At 53.0% G+C, this 22,058-nt stretch carries 16 protein-coding genes; 6 read left to right on the forward strand and 10 right to left on the reverse strand.

Translation table 11 applies throughout. The features are described from left to right. Nucleotides 1-130 precede the first annotated feature (130 nt). Nucleotides 131-403: a DUF3624 domain-containing protein gene (locus BZG84_RS07550; protein ID WP_046074750.1), complete on the forward strand. Its 273-nt coding sequence runs from the start codon at nucleotides 131-133 to the stop codon at nucleotides 401-403. Here BZG84_RS07550 and BZG84_RS07555 read toward each other — a convergent pair. From BZG84_RS07555 to argC, 5 genes are all read right to left on the reverse strand, one after another. After that, entirely contained in the window at nucleotides 400-1,866 is a 1,467-nt protein-coding gene (locus BZG84_RS07555; protein ID WP_108743606.1) for an alkaline phosphatase, read from the reverse strand. The genes BZG84_RS07550 and BZG84_RS07555 overlap by 4 nt on opposite strands. Nucleotides 1,867-2,076: 210 nt before the next feature. Then, on the reverse strand, nucleotides 2,077-3,957 hold the full coding sequence (gene argH / locus BZG84_RS07560; protein ID WP_077678114.1) for an argininosuccinate lyase: 1,881 nt from the start codon (nucleotides 3,955-3,957) through the stop codon (nucleotides 2,077-2,079). A gap of 35 nt (nucleotides 3,958-3,992) precedes the next feature. After that, nucleotides 3,993-5,204: an argininosuccinate synthase gene (locus BZG84_RS07565; RefSeq protein ID WP_046074747.1), complete on the reverse strand. Its 1,212-nt coding sequence runs from the start codon at nucleotides 5,202-5,204 to the stop codon at nucleotides 3,993-3,995. Between the two features lie 54 nt (nucleotides 5,205-5,258). Further along, nucleotides 5,259-6,038, reverse strand: a complete 780-nt coding sequence (gene argB / locus BZG84_RS07570; protein ID WP_077578253.1) for an acetylglutamate kinase — start codon at nucleotides 6,036-6,038, stop codon at nucleotides 5,259-5,261. Nucleotides 6,039-6,047: 9 nt separating this feature from the next. Beyond that, a complete protein-coding gene (gene argC / locus BZG84_RS07575) occupies nucleotides 6,048-7,058 on the reverse strand; it encodes an N-acetyl-gamma-glutamyl-phosphate reductase (RefSeq protein ID WP_077678115.1) in 1,011 nt (336 codons plus the stop codon). A gap of 529 nt (nucleotides 7,059-7,587) precedes the next feature. Here argC and ppc point away from each other — a divergent pair. From ppc to BZG84_RS07590, 3 genes are all read left to right on the forward strand, one after another. Then, nucleotides 7,588-10,221, forward strand: a complete 2,634-nt coding sequence (gene ppc, locus BZG84_RS07580) for a phosphoenolpyruvate carboxylase (RefSeq protein ID WP_077578251.1) — start codon at nucleotides 7,588-7,590, stop codon at nucleotides 10,219-10,221. 184 nt (nucleotides 10,222-10,405) lie between these two features. Continuing rightward, nucleotides 10,406-11,683, forward strand: a complete 1,278-nt coding sequence (locus tag BZG84_RS07585; protein WP_077638701.1) for an O-acetylhomoserine aminocarboxypropyltransferase/cysteine synthase family protein — start codon at nucleotides 10,406-10,408, stop codon at nucleotides 11,681-11,683. Between the two features lie 64 nt (nucleotides 11,684-11,747). Beyond that, entirely contained in the window at nucleotides 11,748-12,296 is a 549-nt protein-coding gene (locus BZG84_RS07590) for a PadR family transcriptional regulator (protein ID WP_046074742.1), read from the forward strand. Between the two features lie 61 nt (nucleotides 12,297-12,357). On the opposite strand, the gene metF is transcribed toward BZG84_RS07590, so the two are convergent. The 3 genes from metF to metB all read right to left on the reverse strand — a co-directional run bounded on the left by metF (nucleotide 12,358) and on the right by metB (nucleotide 17,187). Next, nucleotides 12,358-13,257 carry a methylenetetrahydrofolate reductase gene (metF, locus tag BZG84_RS07595; RefSeq protein ID WP_046074741.1) on the reverse strand — a complete coding sequence of 300 codons (900 nt, stop codon included), beginning with the start codon at nucleotides 13,255-13,257 and terminating at the stop codon, nucleotides 12,358-12,360. A gap of 261 nt (nucleotides 13,258-13,518) precedes the next feature. Further along, a complete protein-coding gene (locus BZG84_RS07600) occupies nucleotides 13,519-15,960 on the reverse strand; it encodes a bifunctional aspartate kinase/homoserine dehydrogenase II (protein WP_077678116.1) in 2,442 nt (813 codons plus the stop codon). Between the two features lie 69 nt (nucleotides 15,961-16,029). After that, nucleotides 16,030-17,187, reverse strand: coding sequence for a cystathionine gamma-synthase (metB, locus tag BZG84_RS07605; RefSeq protein WP_077678117.1), 1,158 nt, complete (start codon nucleotides 17,185-17,187; stop codon nucleotides 16,030-16,032). 186 nt (nucleotides 17,188-17,373) lie between these two features. On the opposite strand from metB, the gene metJ reads away from it, so the two are divergent. Then, nucleotides 17,374-17,691 (forward strand): met regulon transcriptional regulator MetJ, encoded by a 318-nt coding sequence (metJ, locus tag BZG84_RS07610; protein ID WP_046074738.1) that lies wholly within the window; start codon nucleotides 17,374-17,376, stop codon nucleotides 17,689-17,691. 94 nt (nucleotides 17,692-17,785) lie between these two features. Here the strand turns inward: metJ and BZG84_RS07615 are convergent, their stop codons facing one another. Both BZG84_RS07615 and rpmE read right to left on the reverse strand, forming a co-directional pair. Beyond that, the gene (locus BZG84_RS07615) at nucleotides 17,786-19,039 is read right to left on the reverse strand and encodes a malic enzyme-like NAD(P)-binding protein (RefSeq protein ID WP_046074737.1); all 1,254 of its coding nucleotides are present in this window, start codon (nucleotides 19,037-19,039) and stop codon (nucleotides 17,786-17,788) included. Nucleotides 19,040-19,293: 254 nt separating this feature from the next. Then, nucleotides 19,294-19,509 carry a 50S ribosomal protein L31 gene (gene rpmE, locus BZG84_RS07620; protein WP_046074736.1) on the reverse strand — a complete coding sequence of 72 codons (216 nt, stop codon included), beginning with the start codon at nucleotides 19,507-19,509 and terminating at the stop codon, nucleotides 19,294-19,296. A gap of 216 nt (nucleotides 19,510-19,725) precedes the next feature. Here rpmE and priA point away from each other — a divergent pair, with 216 nt between their 5' ends. Continuing rightward, nucleotides 19,726-21,927 (forward strand): primosomal protein N', encoded by a 2,202-nt coding sequence (gene priA / locus BZG84_RS07625; protein ID WP_077638704.1) that lies wholly within the window; start codon nucleotides 19,726-19,728, stop codon nucleotides 21,925-21,927. Nucleotides 21,928-22,058: the final 131 nt, after the last annotated feature.

The following is a 22,058-nucleotide window of genomic DNA, read 5'->3' on the forward strand; positions in this document are numbered from 1 at the left end:
TTACAGGCGCTGCCTGTTGCTTCCCCAAGCACTTGCTTACCTTTTGCCCTCCTCGTTGGAGGGCTTTTTTGTATCCGGCGGCCCACTGCGCCACAATAAGCTATCGCCATTACCGACCAAGAGACACCGCATGGCTTGCAAATACTGTCAGTCCGCGATTTGGCAACAAAAACTGGGACGCTGTACCCGTTGTATGAAACAACTGGCCGCCATGTGCGCGCTACTTTGGCCACTCTGGTGGTGGGGCTATGCCGACACGCCACGGCAAGTGGAGTCAATTGCATTGTTATTCGCCGCCGGCAGTGCCAGTGTGCTACTCACCCTGCATGTGGTGATTTATCCGTTTCGGCGCAATAAAAAACCCGCGCCGGAGCGCGGGTCATCAGACACACCAGACGATTAATCAGCCAGATCCGTGGCTTCGTTAATCACGTGGAAAATGTAGTTTTGCTCCACGGCCCCTTGGAACAACCACGCCATTGGACCACGCGCCATGATCGCCACATCTTCACCGGAGTGGGTTTCCGAACCGAGCTTAATCAAGGATTGCTGTTTGTAATCCAGCTTACGCACCTGCCCTTCTTGCAAGTTTTCACGCTCACCTTTCACCGCACCCGGGCCGTTGCCATAAGTAATCGTGGTATAGGTTTTACCAAAATCATCCTGATTCAAGCGCCCTTTTTGACGTGACAAGCCGAGAATGGGATTGCCCCGCTCCGCATAGCCGTTCATCACCATGGTGTGGGCATGATCGGCGGTGACAATGATCAGGGTATCTTCTGGGTTGGTTTTCGCTAATGCCACCTTGATGGCATCATCGTAAGCCAGCGTATCTTCTAACGCTCGCGCGGCGTTACCCGCATGGTGAGCATGGTCGATACGTCCGGCTTCCACCATCATTACATAGCCGTCTTTGTTGCGGCTAAGCATATCAATCGCCTTGCTAGTCATGTCCGCCAATGATGGCTCATCTTGGCTTTCACGGCGATCCGCTTCATATTTCATGTGGCTGCTTTCAAACAAACCAAACACGCGTGAAGTGGTCGCCGGATCGATGGCATCAAAACCGGATTTATCGAAAATATATTGACCATCAGGGTGACGGGTTTGCCATGCCTCAATCAAGTTGCGTCCATCTTTACGCTTGCCCTTTTTGCCCTCAGGATCGACGCTATCGGCAGGAATAAATTCACGCCGTCCGCCGCCGAACGCCACCTGAAATCCTTCACCAGCGTCAAAGTCGACAAACTGGCTGGCAATGTCGGTGCAGCCTTGGTTTTTGGCAATGTTGGGCAACTTGCTATCGTTTTCCCAATTGCGATCCGCACTGTGCGCATAAGTGGTGGCTGGGGTGGCGTGGGTTAAACGGGCGGTTGAGATTAACCCTAATGCTTTGCCCTTCTCGCCCGCCATTTCAAATAAGGTTTTCGCTTCGTTACCTTTGGCGGTGCTGCAAAAACCACGCTGAACGTTATCGTCAACACTGATGATCCCGGCTTTGGTTTTCACCCCAGTGACCATCGCCGTCGCGGTCCCGGCCGAGTCAGGGGTTTGCATGTCGGTGTTATAGGTTTTGGCTAGCGCAACATGCGGCAGGCTTTCCATGCCAAGGCGGTTTTCCTCACCAGTTTGTCCTTGCTGCTGCCCCTGATAAATCCGCGCCGCGGTGATTGTCCCCACGCTCATGCCGTCGCCGACAAAGAGGATCACATTTCTGGCTTTGCCCGTGATAGGTGGGTTAGCTTTAGCGGCCGCCAATGCCGCTTGCGCGTCTTGATACCAGACATCGTTTTGCTGAGGCACTGCCGCGTGTGCAGTTGCCGCTAATAAGGCTGAGGCCACCGCGGCCGTAAGGATTGTCTTCACCACAAAATCTCCATTATTAACGAGAAAACGCGGGCATGATGGTCATTGCGCGTGACGCTTCTGTGACAAACCGTACAATGTAACAATTTGTAAGCAGCTAATTTTGATGAATTTTTTATGACGAGGACACAAAAAAAGCTGCGACTTAGTCAGCACGCAGCCTTAAGGAGGGATAACGACGACGCTGATATCGTCAGGCAATAGGTCACCCTACTCCAACGTAGAGAAGGTCGAGATCGTGGCTGGCCCGGCAATGTGATAGGTCAGTGCCACTTCGTCACAGGCGTGGAAGCGCGGACAGATTTCACAATCTTTCATCACTTTCTCAGGCAGTTGCGATTTCGACACCGGGGTAAAGCCCAATTGAGTGAAAAACTCGGGCACTCGGGTGAGGACAAAGACTTGCTCAATCGCCATTTGCTTGGCTTTTTTAATCAAGTGCATCATCAGCGCCGTACCGTGACCTTGGCGCTGCCAGCCTGCTTCAACCCCTAAGGAGCGAATTTCTGCAAGTCCTGAGTCGTAAATATACAGCGATCCGCAGCCGGTGAGATCCCCTTGATGCTCGGATACCGCAAATAGGCCGATATTACGCACCAATTCATGGCGATCACGAGGTAAGTTCTCCCCCAATTTTGCCCAATACACCACCATGCCTTCGATGGTATCGAGGTCAGTGAGCCTTGCCGAGCGCACCGTGACTTTGGGGGTAAAGCGCTTATCTAAACGCTTTTGCGCCTCTTGAATGGCAAAGCTGACCTGTTCAGGCGCTACCCCACCCAGCGCCCGACGTTGGGCCAAGCAAGATTCGATCGTGAGCATGGCATACACATCGTCTTCAATCACCGGTGAGAATTGCTGCAAGGTGGCAAGCGGTAAATCTTCCAGTCCACAACCTTGCTCAATGGCAGACACCACCGCCACGCCCACTATGTGGTGCGCTTCACGGAACGGGATCCCTTTGCTCACCAAATAATCCGCGAGCTCGGTGGCGTTGGCATGACCTTGCTGCGCCGCCTGCAAGGTTTTGTCTTTGTGAATGGTGATACCTTCAAAACACAAGGCGGCCATATCCAAGCAATCATGCCACGTGTCCATGGCATCGAAGAGCCCTTCCTTGTCTTCTTGCATATCCTTGTTATAGGCCAGTGGCAAGGCTTTCACCGTCATCATCATCGCCGACAAGGTGCCATAGACGCGGCCGGTTTTGCCGCGGATAAGCTCTAACGCATCAGGGTTTTTCTTTTGTGGCATCAGCGAGGAGCCTGATGTCACCGTATCGGCCAGCTCGATAAACCCGGATTCGCCCGAGTTATAGAAGATCATATCTTCGGCCATCCGCGATAAATGCAGCATTGATATCGACGCCGCAGACAGCATCTCCATCACATGATCACGGTCCGAGACTGAGTCAAGGCTATTACGGGTGGCCCGCTCAAAACCGAGTTGTTGTGCCAAGGCATCGCGATCAATCGGGTACGCCGTGCCTGCCAGCGCACCGGAGCCTAACGGGCAGGTATCCAGACGCTTAAGCACGTCTTGTAAGCGGGTGGTGTCGCGCTCAAACATCTCCAGATAGGCCAAACACCAATGGGCAAAGGTCACTGGCTGCGCACGCTGCAAGTGGGTGTAGCCGGGCAGCACGGTATCATGGTGTTGGCTGGCCACATCCACCAGCTGCTGCTGAAGCTTGTCGAGAGACAGCAAGATTTGCTGGCCTTGTTGGCGACACCAGAGCTTGAGATCCGTAGCAACCTGATCGTTGCGCGAGCGTCCGGTGTGCAGCTTTTTGCCCAAATCCCCAACTTTGTCGATCAGTTGCTGCTCAACCCAGCTGTGAATGTCTTCGGCCTCTGAGCGTAAGATTTGCTTCGGGTTTTCCATCACCGACAGCTTGAGCTCATTGAGCGCGAGCTCCAATTGCTGTTGCTCGTCATCACTCAGCACGCCCACCGAACGCAAGGCTTTGGACCAAGCAATGGAGCCCACAATGTCTTGCTCTGCTAAGCGATAGTCAAAGCGCAGTGAATCATTAAACGCTTGAAACCGTTTGTCTGCTGCCTGACTAAAGCGTCCGCCCCATAATGCCATGCTGTCTCTCCTTACTGCTCACGATGCTTTTTTAATTAGGATTGTTTTTGTTTGTTCAGCGTCCGAATCCGGCTCGACAGCGAATACAAACGGATAAAGCCTTCGGCATGGCTGTGATCGTAGACATCATCATCACCAAAGGTGGCAAAGTCTTCCGAGTACAGGCTGTTGGTCGAGCGTTTTTGTACCACAGTCGCTTGCCCTTTATAGAGTTTGATCACCACCTCGCCCGTTACCGGTGCGGCAAGGGAATTAGCCGCGGCAACAATCGACTGGCAAAGCGGCGTAAACCAACGCCCATCATAAATCAGGTGAGACGCTTTTAAACCGAGCTCCTCACGGAACTGATAACTCTCTTTATCCAGCACCAGTTGTTCAACGCCACGCAGCGCTTCCATGATGATGGTGCCACCCGGGGTTTCATAGCAGCCGCGGGATTTCATCCCCACCAAACGGTTCTCAACAATATCAATCCGTCCCACGCCATGTTGGGCGCCTTTGTCGTTCAGCAGCGTCAGCACGTCATAAGGCGACATGGACTCACCATCGACCGAGACCACTTCCCCGCTTTGTACGCCCAAGGTGACAAACTCAGGCGTATTGGGCGCCTCTTCTGGTGCGACGGTCCATACCCAGCAATCTTGATTGGCCGCGGTCCAAGTATCTTCCAGGACACCACCTTCGGTGGAAACGTGCCAAGCATTGGCATCACGTGAATAAATTTTCTCAAGGCTCGCCGTACAAGGAATGTCACGGGCGGCCAAGTAATCGAGCAAGGCTTCACGACTGGTAAGATCCCACTCCCGCCACGGCGCAATCACTTTCAGTTGCGGCGCCAACGCGGAGAAGGTGCTCTCAAAACGGACTTGATCGTTCCCCTTGCCGGTACAGCCGTGGCAAAGTGCATCCGCCCCGACCTCAAGGGCACATTCGACCTGCGCTTTGGCAATGATAGGACGTGCCATCGAGGTGCCCAGTAGATACTTGCCTTCATACACCGCCCCGGTTTTCAGGCTGGGGTAAATATAATCCGCCACCATTTCGTGTTTCAGATCGGCGATAAAACACTGTGATGCCCCCGAGGCAAGTGCTTTTTGCTCAATGCCTTCGAGCTCTTGTTCGCCTTGACCCACGTCAGCGACAAAGGCCACCACTTCACAGTCATAGTTTTCTTTTAGCCATGGAATGATGGCCGAAGTATCCAATCCACCCGAATAGGCCAGTACGACTTTATTTACCTTACTCATCTTGCTCTCCTTAAATCCTAAATCGACGGTGTCGTCGCGTCGTTATACGTCTAATTAACTGGCGCTAAACCGGGTGCCGATTTGCTGGCCATCGAATAATTGCGTGAGTTTTTCTGGGTAACGCCAGGTGGCAATCTCAACCGGTTTACCCAGTTCACGGGCAGCGGCAAACGCCGCGTTGACCTTGACCACCATGCCATCGGTGATCACCCCTTTTTCCATTAAGTGCTGCGCATCTAACTCGGTGAGGCAAGGCAGCAAGTGTCCTTTGCCGTCTAATACGCCGCTGACATCCGACAGCAATACCAGCTCCGCCCCGAGAGTGGTTGCGACCGCTACCGCCGCTTGGTCGGCATTGACGTTCATCAGCTCACCTTGGTCACTGATGCCAATCGAGCTAATAATAGGAACACAATCCGCGGCCAGTACCGCTTGCAGCAGACTCGGATCACCGGCGCTGGCTTCCCCCACTGCCCCCAGTTCAGGGTCCAGCTGGCTGACCTGACACAAGCCACCATCGGCCAAGCTCAAGCCGCAGCTTTTAATCTTCGCCTTACGCGCCTCAGCTAACAGCAGCTTATTGGCCGTGCCGGCGAGGGCACCGGTGACATAATCAATCTGGTCGACTGGCGTGACCCGTAAGCCTTGTTTTTTTACACTGGTGAGACTGAGCTTTTTAAGTAGATCATCGACCAAATAGCCGCCACCGTGCACCAGCACTAGCGGCCGCTCAGCCTCACTGCGATAGGTGTTCATCGCGCCGAAAACCTTGGCGAGGGTCTCGCTGCAGCTCAGTGCTGCGCCGCCTAATTTAATCACTAATGGCGTTTTCATCCGTTTCTCCTAGACAATCGCTGTGGTTTCGGCAAAGCCAAACTTAAGGTTTAAACACTGCACGGCTTGGCTGGCCGCGCCTTTAAGTAAGTTATCGATCGCACTGGTAAGGATCAGATGCCCATCCGCGACCTGATAGCCAATATCGCAAAAGCCGGTATGTTGCACCGCTTGCAGCTTGGCCACCTCACCGGCAGGTAGTACCCGTACCAGCGGCGCATCCTGATAAGCCTGGTTCAGTACCTGCCCCACCTCGGCCTCACTAGCACCTGGCGCTAATTTGGCGGTAATGGTGGCAAGAATGCCGCGTTTGTAACTGCCAAGGTGTGGGGTGAAAATCACCGGCGTATCTAGGTGTGCGGCAATCTCTGGCTGATGACGATGAGAAAACACCCCGTAGGCATGCAGGCTCACTTCGCAAAAACTGTTGGTCAGACTCGCTTTGCGCCCCGCGCCCGTCACGCCACTGGTGGCATTGATCACCGGCCACATTTGTTTATCCAACAAGCCTGCATCCAGCACGGGTTTGAGCGCTAACTGGCTGGCGGTCGGGTAACATCCCGGCACGGCGACCAGCTGCGCTGCAGATAATGCTTCCTGTTGCCACTCCACCAAGCCATACACGGCTTGCGCCAGCCATGCCGGTGACTGGTGCGAAAAGCCGTAATTGGTAGGATAAAAATCCGCTTGATTGACCCGATACGCCCCCGACAAATCAAACACCACGCAACCTTGAGCCAGAAAAATCGGCGCCAATTCATGACTAACCGCATGCGCAGTGGCCAAAAACACCACATCGGCTTGCTTGGCCACATCCTGTGGCGAGGTCAAAGGCATCAGTGGCATATCCACTACACCACGCAATTGGCCGTGCAACGCGCTCACGGGGCGGTTGGCGTCTTCACTGCCTGCCGAGACATATAAACCGGCCAAGTGCAGTTGTGGATGGCGATGGACAAGGGCGACAAGCTCGGCTCCTGTGTAGCCACTGGCACCGACAATAATGGTGTTAAGTGTCATGGGTGTCTCTCTTTGTGGGTGTTTACGGTGTGCTGCGGGGCAGCAGAGTATCGAGGGCGTAGCCAATAGCCACGCAAGGCAGGCTAGCGTCGTCGAGCAGAAAGGGCGTTGTATTTGGTGGCGAGTGGCATCATGGGTCAACTCTCAAAAATATTTTTATTCATAAATAGTGAATGGTTATTTTTTATCGTATTCCCGTTTATCCGTCAAGCCCTAAAAGCGTAAAAAGTCACTTTTTATGTCTATTCATTCATAATAGAGCAATAATTCTATCTAATCATGCAAATCGCCCTGTCGCCATTCACGAGAAAGTCGCGATATGGCAGGCATGGAGAGTGCCTCTCGCGATTGGCAGCCCTAAAAGCTGAAACTTTTTTTCATCTTTTGGGGTGGCTCTATGATAAGCATCAAATCCGCTGGCCAGTTTTCGCGCTAATTTGCGGTTAAGTTGACCCGATCGCGCAATATTCGCTAGATTGGTTCTTTACAGTCACAGTAGGATGTAACTTTGTTACAGAATGGATACGCTATGAACGAAAAGTACTCTGCCTTAAAAAGCAATGTCAGTATGCTTGGCCGTCTGCTGGGTAACACCATCCAAGATGCCCATGGTCCAGCACTCTTAGAAAAAGTTGAGGAAATTCGTCAGCTCTCAAAATCGGCTGCCGCTGGCAATCAGGACGATCATGCTAAGCTGAAAACCGTGCTGCAAAACTTGCCGGCTGACCAACTGCTTCCGGTCGCCCGCGCCTTTAGCCAATTTTTGAATCTGACTAATATCGCCGAGCAATATCACACCGTCTCGCGTCAATGCGACGCGTTGGAGTGCAGCCCGGACGCTATCGACGATTTACTCCGCCGTGTCAGCCAAGGTGAGATTGATGCCAATGACGCGCAACAAGCGATCGCCGATTTAAAAATTGAGTTAGTCCTGACCGCTCACCCGACCGAAATCGCACGCCGCACCACCATTCATAACTTGGTGCAGATTAATAAATGTTTATCGAAATTAGAGCTCAGTGAACATTTGGGGGCGGCAGAGCGTGCCAAAACTGAGAAACGTCTTGAGCAGTTGATTGCACAAGCATGGCACACCGATGTGATCCGCCAAGAGCGACCTACCCCACTTGATGAAGCCAAATGGGGCTTCGCGGTGATTGAAAATTCACTGTGGCAAGCAGTACCGGCGTTTTTACGCCAATTTGATCAGCAGCTTGAAAGCCATCTCGATATCAACTTACCCATTGATGCCAAACCGGTACAAATTTCCTCTTGGATGGGCGGCGACCGCGACGGTAACCCCTATGTCACCAGCGAGGTTACCCGTGAAGTGATGCTGTTATCACGCTGGAAAGCAGCGGATTTGTATTTGCGCGATGTGCAGGATTTGATCAGTGAACTGTCAATGACACAGTGTGATGACACTGTGCGTGAGATGGCCGGCGAGGCGCACGAGCCGTATCGCGCCATCCTCAAAACCATGCGCAGTCAGCTAACTCATACCTTGAACTACTTGGATGCCAAACTGAAAGGCGAGCGCGCCTCATCACAAGGTATCCTGACCGACACCCAGCAATTGTGGCAACCATTACTGGCGTGTTACCAGTCTCTCCATCAATGTGGCATGGGCATTATTGCCGACGGCAAGTTGCTTGACCTACTTCGCTGCGTGCAATGCTTTGGCGTGCACCTGATCAAGCTCGATATTCGCCAAGAAAGTACCCGCCATGCCGATGTGCTCTCAGAAGTAACCCGTTATTTGGGGATGGGCGATTACGCCCAATGGAGCGAGCAAGACAAGCAAGCCTTCCTGACTCGCGAGCTGGCGTCTAAGCGTCCGTTGTTGCCACGTGATTGGTCACCCTCGCCTGAGGTACAAGAAGTGATCGACACCTGTCGAGTAATTGCCGAACAGCCGCGCGAAGCCTTGGGCGCCTATGTCATTTCGATGGCTCGCACCGCTTCCGACGTGCTGGCCGTGCATTTATTGCTAAAAGAAGCTGGCTGTCCATTCCGCATGGATGTGTGTCCATTATTCGAAACCCTGGACGATCTGAACAATGCCGAGGCGGTGATTGGTGAGCTGCTGGCCATTGATTGGTACCGAGGCTTTACCCAGAACGTTCAAATGGTGATGATCGGTTACTCGGACTCCGCCAAAGATGCTGGAGTCATGTCCGCGGGTTGGGCGCAATATCGCGCCATGGAAGCCTTGGTCAATTTGTGTGATGAACAAGGGGTTAATCTCACCCTTTTCCATGGCCGTGGCGGGACGGTTGGCCGGGGAGGTGCCCCTGCCCACGCCGCCTTGCTCTCACAGCCACCTCGCAGCCTAAAAGGTGGCCTACGCGTGACCGAACAAGGCGAGATGATCCGCTTTAAATTGGGGCTGCCTGGTGTCGCCGTTAACAGCTTAAACCTGTATACCAGCGCGATTTTGGAAGCGAACTTGCTGCCACCGCCGGAGCCTAAGCAGGAATGGCGACAGCTGATGGACACCTTGAGTGACATCTCCTGCCAAGCCTACCGTGATGTAGTGCGTGGGCATGAGCAGTTTGTCCCTTACTTCCGCTCCACCACCCCTGAGCTTGAATTAGGCAAACTACCACTGGGATCGCGCCCTTCTAAACGCAACCCCAACGGCGGTGTGGAAAGCTTGCGCGCGATTCCTTGGATTTTCGCCTGGAGTCAAAACCGTTTATTGCTACCGGCTTGGCTGGGGGCTGGACAAGCAATCGATCACGCCATTGCAAAGGGCCACAAAGCCCAGCTGGAAGAAATGTGCCGCGAATGGCCGTTTTTCTCCACCCGTCTCGGGATGCTGGAAATGGTGTTTACCAAAACCAACCTAGACATTGCCAAGTACTATGATCAGCGCTTGGTCGATGAAAGCCTCTGGCCGCTAGGTGAATCCTTGCGTGAGCAATTACGCCAAGATATCCAAGTGGTGCTGGCGGTGGAAAACAGCGATAACCTGATGGAGCAAAACCCGTGGGGGGCTGAAGCGATTCGCTTACGTAATATTTATGTCGAGCCGCTCAACATGCTACAAGCCGAACTGTTATACCGCACGCGTCAGCAAGAGGATCCGGACCAATCACTCGACGATGCCTTGATGATTTCCATCGCGGGGATTGCCGCCGGCCTACGTAATACCGGTTAAATCACCGAGCACCAAGCCGTACCTCAGGGTACGGCTTTTTTGTTTCCGTATCGATTTGTCGTGTCACGGCAACCGCTGCTCGTTTTTTTTAGCTAAAGCGTCAGCGAATGCTTGCTGTTGCATTGATAATATTATTACTATTGAAGGTCGCACTGACGCGACCCAACAACGCAAAGGAATTGCCATGAAAGACGAAACCCTCTCGATTCATCACGGCTACCAGACCGACCCCACTACCAAATCGGTGGCGACACCTATCTATCAAACCGTCGCTTACGAGTTTGATAATGCCCAACACGGCGCTGATCTATTTAACCTCGATGTGCCAGGCAATATCTACTCACGGATCATGAACCCGACCAACGACGTGTTGGAACAACGGGTGGCGGCATTAGAGGGGGGGATCGCAGGGCTTTGCGTCAGTGCCGGTGCGGCCGCCATCACCTATGCGATTCAAACACTTGCCAAGGCCGGTGATAACATCGTCGCCACGCCACAGCTTTATGGTGGCACCTATACCTTGTTTGCCCACATGCTTCCCGAGCAAGGCATCGAGGTGCGTTTTGCCGCGAGTGACGACGCCAGTGCGATTGAGGCGCTGATCGATGACAACACCAAAGCGGTCTATTGCGAGTCGATTGGCAACCCTGCTGGCAATATCGCGGATATACCGGGTTTTGCCAAAATCGCACACGCGCATGGTGTCCCTTTGGTGGTCGACAATACCGTGGCTACGCCCGTTTTGTGTAAACCCATTGAGCATGGCGCCGATATCGTGGTGCACTCGCTGACTAAATACATTGGCGGCCATGGCACCACCCTTGGCGGTATGATTGTCGATGGCGGTACCTTTGACTGGGTGGCCCATCAAGCCCGCTTCCCGCAATTCTCACAACCGGAACCGGCCTATCATGGCGTGGTTTACAGTGAGACCTTTGGTCCTGCGGCGTTTATTGCCCGCGCACGTACGGTACCGCTGCGTAACAGTGGCGCAGCCCTCTCGCCGATGAATGCTTTTATGTTGATGCAAGGCTTAGAAACCTTAAGTCTGCGGATGGAGCGCCACTGCGAAAACGCCAAAGCCGTGGCCGATTACCTTGCCCATCACCCCGCCGTCGCGTGGGTGAACTATGCGGGTCAATCCGCTCACCCACATTATACCCGCGCCCAGTCACTGATACGCGGCGGGCTGCCCGCGTCATTGCTGTCATTCGGCTTAAAGGGCGGCTTTGATGAAGGGGTGAAATTTTATGATGCGCTTAATCTGTTCAAACGTTTAGTGAATATCGGTGATGCTAAATCGCTGGCTTGTCACCCCGCCTCGACGACCCACCGCCAACTGAATGAGCAAGAACAAGCCAAAGCCGGGGTAACGCCAGAGATGATCCGTCTTTGTGTCGGCATTGAGCATATCGATGACATCATTGCCGACTTGGAACAAGCCTTGGCGACGGTGAAATAGCCCAAAGAAGGCTAGCCGCCGCCAGGAAACAATCGTTGTACAAACAAAACTGTGGATATAAGAGATGTCACTCCCCCATGTAATACTGACAGTGCTAAGCAACTGCGAGGCCACGGGTTATGATATTACCAAGGCGTTTTCCACCACCATCAGCAATGTGTGGAAAGCCAGCCATCAACAGGTATATCGTGAACTCAATAAGCTCGCCGATCGAGGTGCTGTCACCTACCGCCTGGAGCCGCAAGTCGGTAAACCCGATAGGAAGGTCTACGCCATCACACCTGTCGGCACTGAGATGCTTGAGGCGTGGTTTATTCAAACACCCAAGTTAGCCCCACCACGTGACGAGTATGTCGCCAGACTACTCAGTTGTGATGTACTCGACCCAGCTCCCATGCTGGATCATGTGAATAACTTGATTGCCGAGTCTCAGCAGCTGCTTAATCACTATACGCTACTGGAACAGCGTGAATATGGCCAAGTCACTCTGCTCACGTCACAACAACGTTTAATGCGCCTCGCACTGCGACGCAGCATCCATCAACGTCGTGCATGGATGGCATGGGCGCAGGAAGTGCGCGACGAGCTCACTATGCTCGCCGCCAGTGCTTAATCACTACAACAAACACAACACGCAACCTAATACGCCCCGACATAACCGGGGCGTATCTTTTTTAAGGCGTGACCGCAAGCGGGCGAACCCCTAAGGTATGGCACAGGGCATACGTCAATTCCGCACGGTTGAGGGTATAAAAGTGAAAATCTTTCACGCCTTCACGGCTTAGCACTCGCACCATATCAAGCGCAATAGAGGCGCCCACCATCTGACGCGTGACAGGATCATCCTCCAGCCCTTGATACTGTTTGTGCATCCACTGCGGCACACGCACATTGGTCATCTTGGCAAAGCGCGACGCCTGCTTAAAGTTAGAGACGGGCAAAATCCCTGGGACAATTTCCACGTCAATCCCGGCGGCAACACAGCGATCACGAAAACGTAGATAACTTTCGACATCGAAGAAAAACTGGGTAATCGCCCGGCTAGCACCAGCATCCACTTTGCGCTTGAGGTTAATCAAATCCGCCTGCGCGCTTTTCGCTTCTGGGTGCACCTCAGGGTAAGCGGCAACCGAGATATCAAAGTCATGCTCTTCTTTGAGCAAACGGACTAAATCGACCGCGTACATATCCGGCTTCTTCTCCGGCGATGGCAAATCGCCACGCAACGCCACAATGTCACGGATGCCATTTTGCCAATAATCACGGGCAATATGACGGAGCTCATCTTCAGTGGCATCAATGCAGGTTAGATGGGGTGCTGCCGCGATACCAGTCTGGTCATGAATGCTTTTCACGATGTCATGGGTGCGATCACGCTCACCGGAGTTGGCGCCATAGGTTACCGACATAAACTTAGGTTTGAGTGCTTTTAAGCGATGTACTGAGTTCCAGAGGGTTTCTTCCATACTTGGGGTGCTGGGAGGAAAAAACTCAAATGAGACGTTAATATCGCCATCTAAGTCAGCAATGTTCTGATTGAGTGCATCAATGTGGCCTGCGTGTGTGTAGCTCATATCCTCTCCCTGACACCGAACGACGCTGTTCAGTCTGCCTGTTTCTGCTCTGCTTTTGATTTATACGTTTAGACGTCCACATGTCTAAAGATTGTCGTGATTCGGCTAAAATGTCAACGATGCAAGCCATGAAAAAAACTCATGGTGTTATGAAGATAGACGACACAGCCATCAATGCACACCTCACAACGCGGGTAACGGCACAAAAAAAGCTGCCTACGCAGCGCGCAGACAGCTTGATCACGGTTATCCATTAGCGGGTTAGTGAAGGCGACTTATCAAGCGATTTAAATCGGATTGAATGGCGCCTGCCGTGACATCACGTCCCGCCCCTGGCCCACGAATGACCAAAGGATTCTCGCGATACCATTGGCTTTCAATCGCAAACACATTGTCACACGGTAATAGATGCGCAAGTGGATGCTCGCTGGGTAGGGTTTCTAGGCTCACATGGGCGTGACCGTTAACTTCCAAGCGCGCCACATAACGTAGCACTGACCGATTTTTATGCGCTTTGTCTAATCGCTCTTGTAGCGGTTCATCCATTTGGTGTGCATTATCAAGAAAGGCATCCAAAGACAGATCAGCCAGTGACTTAGGCACCAAGGACTCAACCTTTACCTGCTCAGGTTCGAGGGACATGCCCGCTTCACGTGCCAAAATCACCAATTTACGCACCACGTCAGCCCCAGAAAGATCATCCCGTGGGTCAGGCTCGGTTAGGCCTTGCTGCCAAGCCTGCTCAAGCAGGACGCTAAAGGGGACCTCACCACTGAATTGCAAAAACAGCCATGACAAAGTGCCAGAAAAGATCCCAGACAGTGCAACAATCGTGTCACCACTTTCACGCAGATCTTGCACCGCGTAGTTAATCGGTAACCCGGCGCCCACGGTCGCATTGTAGAGCCAATGGCGCCCGGTTTTGCTAAACGCCTGCTGAATCGCGTGGTACTGCTCGGCGGGTGCGGCGCCCGCCTCTTTGTTGGCGGAGATTAAGTGAAAGCCATGCTCGGCAAGTCGCGGATACAAGTACGCTAATGACTCACTGGCGGTGACATCCAACACAATCACATCGTCATACGGGTGATTCAGTAGACGGGTGAGCCACTCATCATCAAAATAAGGCTCGCAACGCTCGTCAAACCCATCCAACACATGCGTGGCATCAATACCTGCAAAATCAAGCCATTGGTTGCGGCTGTCCACCACTGAAATCAGTGAGACTTCCTTACCATGACGCTTTTCCAAGTGTGCTTTTTGCTCGGCAAAAAGGCTTAGCCAACGGGTACCAATATTGCCTTTGCCCACCAACACCAAGCCGATACGGCGCTGAGCTTGGAACAAGGCATCATGCAAACTGGCAACCAGTGCCTGAGTGTGGACGTGGCGTAGGATAGCAACCAAGCTCAGCCCAGAGGCCGACTCACTGATAAATTCCACCGGCTGTGATTTGAGTTGCTGATAGAAGCCATGGCAGTGTACGGGGTTGTTCACCACGCCTGCCCCAACCGCCGCCACCATGGTAAAGCCTTCACGCAGTTTGAGTTCAGCTGGGAGGCCGGCATCTTGAATTTGCGCCATTACCAATGCCACGACTTCCGTGGTAAACGCTAACAAAATACGGTACTGGTCGTCTTGGTAATCCGTTGCTAATGGCTGTACTTTTAGCTGTGACAAAATCCGGCTGAGCTCTTGTTTTATCGCTTGAAAATCTTGTCCTCGCGCGACATCAAACTGGAGCAAGCTCACCTCATCCAACGCCGTAATGATTTTTGCCCCGCGCCCGGTGGCTAACACGCGTTCAATACGTGTTGATCCGCTATCCGGCGCTTGGGTGCAGCGCAACGTCAGGTCGGTCGCACTTTGCGCCACCGGCTGTAAGGTTCGGCTATGCAGCACGGGAGCCGCGAGTCGCGCCAGTTCTCCCGCCTCGTCAAGACGAATTAAAGGCAGCAAACAGGCATTATCAACATGGCGTGGGTCCGCGCTATAGACCCCGGCGACATCACTCCAAATGGTCACACGGCTCACGCCTGCAAGCGCCCCCAAGACAGTGGCCGAGTAATCGGAGCCATTGCGCCCTAACAGCACGGTTTCTCCCGCTTGATTTTGTGCCATAAAGCCCGTGATCACCACTTGGGTGTGGGCATATTGGGATAACTGGTTGTTCAGCAATGGCCAAGACGCTCCCCGATCAACCTCCGGCTGCGCTGCCCGCTCGGCACGTAGACACAGACGTGAGTCCAACATCACAGCCGGTTGCTGGTGCTGGCTAAGCAAGCTCGCCAGTAAGCGTGCCGACCATACCTCGCCAAACCCTTGAATACGCGCCTTATCTGCGTCAGTCAGCGCGCCCTCACCCAAGGTCGCAATCGTGGCGATGTCTGTATACAAGGCATCGACAAGGCGCTGCTTATCTTCACCATCAATAAGATTTTCAATTAAATCTTGCTGAAAGCCGCGCAAGGTCTGTAGCGTTTCATGGGCGAGGCGACCGTCTTTGTTGAGCTGAGCCAAATAGGCGATCAATTGGTTAGTGGTTTTGCCTGCCGCGGAGACCACAATCAAATCTTGGCGGCCCGCGTGGGCGGTCAATACATCTACAACCCGACGATAGCAGGCGGGCGACGCCAAGCTGCTGCCGCCAAATTTATGAAGTTGTCGTTGTGATTCAGGGGACGTCTCCGTCGATTGCGCATGCATGACAAGGTCTCTCTTTGTCTAACCAAATATCAGGGTAAAGCAAGGAACAGCGCCGTAACGTTGTTCAGGTTACGCGGCCAGTGCCGCAAAAGCGTGGGCCAAATCAGCGATGAGATCATCCGCATCTTCCAGTCCGATTGAAAAGCGCAGCAAAGTCGGTGCGATACCCGCTTCCGCTTGCGCCACATCACTCATCGCCCGATGTGTCATGGAGCCTGGGTGTGTGACCAAGCTTTCTACACCGCCTAACGACTCTGCTAAAGCAAATAGCGAAAGGCCTGCGATAAAACGCGCCACCCCGTCACTGTCGGTATCCAATTCCAAGCTCAGCATACTACCAAAGCCTGATTGCTGACGGGCAGCAATTTCGTGACCCGGATGGGTAGCGAGTCCCGGATAATAGAGTTGGCGCACAGCAGGAACCGTTTGCAGATAGGCGAGTACCGCTTGCGTGTTTTGCTGGTGTTGTTTAACCCGTGCGCCTAAGGTACGCAACCCTCGCAATGTCATATAACTGTCAAACGCGTTGCCCGTGGCGCCTATACAGTTGCCCCACCACGCTAAGGTTTCGGCAAGCTCACTGGTTGCTGCGATCACCGCGCCACCGACAATATCAGAATGACCATTAATAAATTTGGTGGTCGAATGCACCACCATGTCGGCCCCTAGCGCAAGAGGTTGCTGTAAAGCGGGAGATAAAAAAGTGTTGTCGACCACCACCCAAGCCCCCACTTGATGGGCTTTTTGGCATATTTCTGCGATATCGACCACGCGTAAGAGTGGATTGGATGGGGTTTCCACCAGCACGAGCTTGGGCTGTTTAGCCAATGCTTGGTCCAACGCATCATGGTCCGATTGATCGACAAAACTTACCTGCCAGATCCCTTGTTTGGCACGCGATTCGAGCAAGCGATAGGTGCCGCCATAACAATCATGTGGGGCGACAATATGCTCGCCAGCCTCCAACAGAGATAGCACCAAGTTTATCGCCGACATCCCGCAGTTGGTCACCACCGCACCTGCGCCCCCTTCTAAGTCAGTCAGCGCTTGTTCGAGCTGCGCACGCGTTGGGTTGCCGCCTCGCGCGTAGTCGTAAGTAGGCACATCACCCAGTGCCGGGAAACGGTAATTGGTCGATAAGTACAGGGGAGGCACCACCGCATGGTGCTGGGTGTCAGTCCCAATTCCGGTCCGAACGGCGATAGTGTCGGTTTTTTTCTCAGTCATGATCTATCCTTGCTAGTCTGGTTTGCGCATCGTGGGCGTGATCCAGGTTTCATACTGCCACCTTACCCTGTGCTTTTTGGGACGTCAACACTTCTAGACGTCTATACTCCTTTGCATGTGGCGGTTAATATAGCTAAAATCTCCGCAGCATCATTCTGGGTATTCCATAATCAAGATAGGTGAGACATGGCGCAGTGGAACGGCGACTACATTAATCCGTATGCCGAACATGGTAAAAAGAAAGAGCAGGTAAAGAAGATCACCGTCTCTATCCCATTAAAAGTACTAAAAATTCTTACCGACGAGCGTACTCGTCGTCAGGTGCAAAACCTCCGTCATGCGACCAATAGTGAGTTGTTGTGTGAGGCATTTCTTCATGCCTACACCGGCCAACCACTACCAACCGATGACGATATCCGTAAGGATAAACCCGACAGCATTCCCGCTGAAGCACGTCGGATCATGGAAGAGCTTGGTATCGAGTTCGACGATAGCGAATACTAAAAAAACCCGCCGATTGGCGGGTTTTCTGTAATGATAGGTGCTCAGTACAGCCTTCTCAGGCTCTATTCCACCGCGCTTTCCTCACGCTCAAGCATTACGCCTTATCGAGCATATAGTTTTCTGGCATCTCGATACGAGCCACGCCGGTTTCCACGGCGGCCAGCGCTACCGCGCGGGCGACCTTAGGTAATAAACGCGCGTCCATTGGCTTGGGAATAATGTAATCTGGGCCGAAGCTTAGCGAAGACAAACCGGCGGCGTCTAATACCGTTTGTGGGACAGGCTCTTTGGCTAGGCTGCGAATGGCTTCTACCGCTGCCAACTTCATCGCATCGTTAATTTCACTGGCACGTACATCCAATGCGCCACGGAAAATAAACGGGAAGCAGAGCACGTTATTGACCTGATTCGGGTAATCCGAACGCCCGGTTCCCATGATCAGATCATCGCGCACTTGATGCGCCACATCCGGATGAATTTCAGGATCTGGGTTCGAGCAGGCAAATACCACGGGTTTATCTGCCATCAGCTTCAAGGCGTCGGGTGAGAGCAAGTCTGGACCGGAGACGCCAACGAACATATCCGCGCCCTCAATCACATCTTCGAGGGTACGCTTATCCGTGTTATTGGCAAACAGCTGCTTGTATTTGTTGATGTCGTCACGACGCGTATGGATCACGCCTTTACGATCCAACATATAGATTTTTTCCCGCTGAGCGCCACATTTTATTAATAGCTCCATACAGGCAACAGCCGCTGCGCCTGCGCCCATGCACACCACCGTCGCCTCGCGGATATCTTTGCCTTGCAGCTCAAGCGCGTTAAGCATGCCGGCAGCGGTGACGATGGCCGTGCCGTGTTGATCATCATGAAATACAGGCACTTCGCAACGTGCAATTAATTGTTTTTCAATCTCAAAACAATCTGGGGCTTTGATATCTTCGAGATTGATACCGCCAAAGGTATCCGCGATGTTCGCCACGGTATCCACGAATTCATCGATAGTACGGTGTTTGACTTCAATGTCGATCGAGTCCAAGCCAGCAAAACGCTTGAACAATAAAGCTTTACCTTCCATGACAGGCTTAGAAGCCATGGGGCCTAAATTTCCTAGCCCCAAAATCGCGGTGCCGTTTGAGACCACCGCCACCATGTTGCCTTTACCCGTATAGCGGTAAACCGCATCCGCATCTTGCGCTATCTCACGCACAGGCTCAGCAACGCCAGGACTATACGCCAACGCGAGATCCGCGGCCGAGTCAGCAGGTTTGCTCAATTCAACAGAAATTTTTCCGGGAGTAGGGTATGCATGATAATCCAGCGCTTGCTGGCGTTTATCGTCCGACATCTAGTGTTCCTAATTATTATCGTGAAGGGGAAACTAATATCGACAGGGAAGCGTCACCGATATTAGTCAGACACTCTACAAACCACACAGGGAAGGTTTGTATAATAAAAAAGATGGTAACGCAGGGAGCAAACGTCCACCAGTACTAACAGCGCATTCGCGATGATGCTCGGACCTGTTGTCCGATGACAGGGACGATACGATCAAAAAAGGGACGCTGATGCGTCCCTTCTCTGTATTCGGTCAATAGCGGCTTATTTTTTGCTGCTAAGGGCACCGAAACGCTTCTTAAAGCGGTCAACACGGCCACCGGTATCAAGGATACGCTGCTTACCAGTGTAGAATGGGTGACACTTGTCACACACGTCTAGGTAAATGTCTTTGCCTAGGGTTGTGCTGAACGCGAATTCGTTACCGCAAGAGCATTTTGCTGTGACGGCTTTGTACTCTGGATGGATACCAGCTTTCATAGGGATAACCTCATCTTAAAGGCCGTGTCGCTCTCCCGATCCTAAGCCGGGCACCACACGTCGTTAACAAACATTTTCTAAGGCGCGCAATTCTAATCAAGCGCCCTCTTTTTCGCAACTTTTTTGTGCAATCCGCGTGTCTCTTACGGTGCAACAAGGCTTTGCCAACGTGTGGCTAACCGTTACACTGACATTCCTTCTGGCCAATAAGATGTTGTGATGGAACAGTTTGCTCAGGTGGCTTTGCCTGTCCCTTTGCCGAAAACCTTTGATTACCGTATTGCAGACGATCAGCATCCAATCATCGGAGGGCGCGTCAAGGTGCCGTTTGGACGCCAGCATAAAGTTGGCATCGTTACCGGCTTGTCGCCAACGGCCAGTGTGGAAGCCAGCCAACTCAAAGCGATTGATACCGTACTCGACACGCAGCCGGTTTGGACCCCCGCGGTATACAATCTCCTGCAATGGGCGAGCCGTTTTTACCATCATCCGCTAGGAGATGCGATGGGGGCGGTGATGCCAACCTCGCTGCGTAAAGGACGCCCTGCGACATTGCAGCAACAAAAATGGTGGCAAATCACCGAGTCAGGACAAAACCAACCTCTATCAGGTCTGAGCCGCGCCCCCAAACAAGCCCGAGTGTTGCAGCTTCTCACGCACGGTCCAGCCACTCAAGCCGACTTAATCGAACAAGACATCGGCACGCCGGTGCTAAAGACGGTGGCAGAAAAAGGCTGGATCGCGCCCTACTCGCCCCCTTCTCAGGCCAATGCTTGGGTAAAAAACTTTGCGGTGACCGAAGAAAAACCGACGTTAAACCACGAGCAAGCGATGGCGGTTGCCACCCTCAATGCTGGCGATGGTTTTGCCTGCGCGCTATTAGAGGGGATCACTGGCTCAGGCAAAACCGAGGTGTATCTCAATGTGCTTGAGCCGGTGCTCGCACGTGGCCAGCAAGCGCTCATCCTGGTGCCAGAAATTGGCCTGACACCACAAACCATTCGCCGTTTTGAGCGCCGCTTTGCTGTTCCTGTGACCGTGATGCATTCAGGGCTCAGCGATACCGACCGTCTCAACGCCTGGCTGGCCGCACGGGAAAATCAAGCCGCGATAGTGATTGGCACACGCTCAGCGCTTTTTACCCCCATGGCAAAGCTTGGCATCATCATTATCGATGAGGAGCACGACCCTTCCTATAAGCAGCAAGATAGCTTTCGCTATCACGCCCGCGATCTGGCTGTCATGCGGGGGCATGAAGAACAAGTGCCGGTGATCTTGGGCTCGGCAACGCCATCACTGGAGAGCTTACACAACGCAAAAACCGGAAAATACCAGTACCTTAAGCTCACGCAACGTCCTGGTAACGCGGTCACCGCCCGGCAAGGGATACTCGATATCAAAGGCCATCACCTCGAAGCTGGCTTGTCGGCGCCGCTGATTGCTGAAATGCGTCAGCACCTGCAACAAGGTAACCAGGTGATGCTGTTTTTAAATCGCCGCGGTTATGCGCCCGCGATGATGTGTCACGAATGCGGCTGGCTAGCGAACTGCCAACGCTGTGATGCCTACTATACCCTTCATCAACAACACCAAGAGTTGCGTTGTCATCACTGTGGCCACCAAAAACGTGTGCCTCCCCAATGTGGCGACTGTGGCTCTACCCAGCTTATTAGTGTCGGCGTCGGTACCGAGCAACTCGAATCCCAGCTTGGCACCTTGTTTCCCGAATACAATACCGTTCGCATTGATCGCGATAATACCCGGCGAAAAGGGAGCCTTGAAGGTTACTTGGCCGACATTGAAAAGGGTGAGTATCAAATTCTATTGGGCACACAAATGCTCGCCAAAGGCCATCACTTTCCTAACGTCACCCTGGTCGCCTTAGTCGATGTTGACGGGGCACTATTCAGTAATGACTTTCGTGCCCCTGAGCGTTTGGCCCAATTGATGGTGCAAGTCGCCGGGCGAGCGGGCCGCGCCAGTAAGCCGGGTACCGTGTTATTACAAACCCACCATCCAGAGCACACCCTGATCCAATCTTTAGTGCATAAAGGTTATCAAGCCTTTGCCGAATCTGCGTTAAATGAACGGCGTCAGGCGTGGCTGCCGCCTTACACGTTTCTTAGTCTCTTTCGCGCCGACGGGCATGAAGAAAACAGTGTCCAGCAGTTTTTACAACAGGTGCGTCAAACGCTGGCTACCTCACCGATTCAACAGGATGAATGCCATATTATGGGGCCTATGCCCGCCGCCATGGCGAAACGCGCGGGTCGCTATCGGTGGCAACTCCTCATTCAAGCGCCCAGCCGAAAAATCATGCAGCAATGGCTCCAAGTGGCGCTTCCGGCCATCCAACAGCTCCCTCTGTCGCGTAAAGTGAGGTGGTCATTAGATGTCGAGCCGCAAGACCTTTCTTAACATTCCCTTGCAGTAAAGCGACAGCAATCACACTTTCATTGCAATAAGTGTTAGCTTGTCCGTGTTTAAATCGGACAAGGCTAGGTAGAATAAGGCCGCAATTGGCTAAGAGAACAGGTCAGACGAGCTAA

This window comes from Salinivibrio sp. PR932 (assembly GCF_001996125.1).
Taxonomy (GTDB): Bacteria; Pseudomonadota; Gammaproteobacteria; order Enterobacterales; family Vibrionaceae; genus Salinivibrio; species Salinivibrio proteolyticus.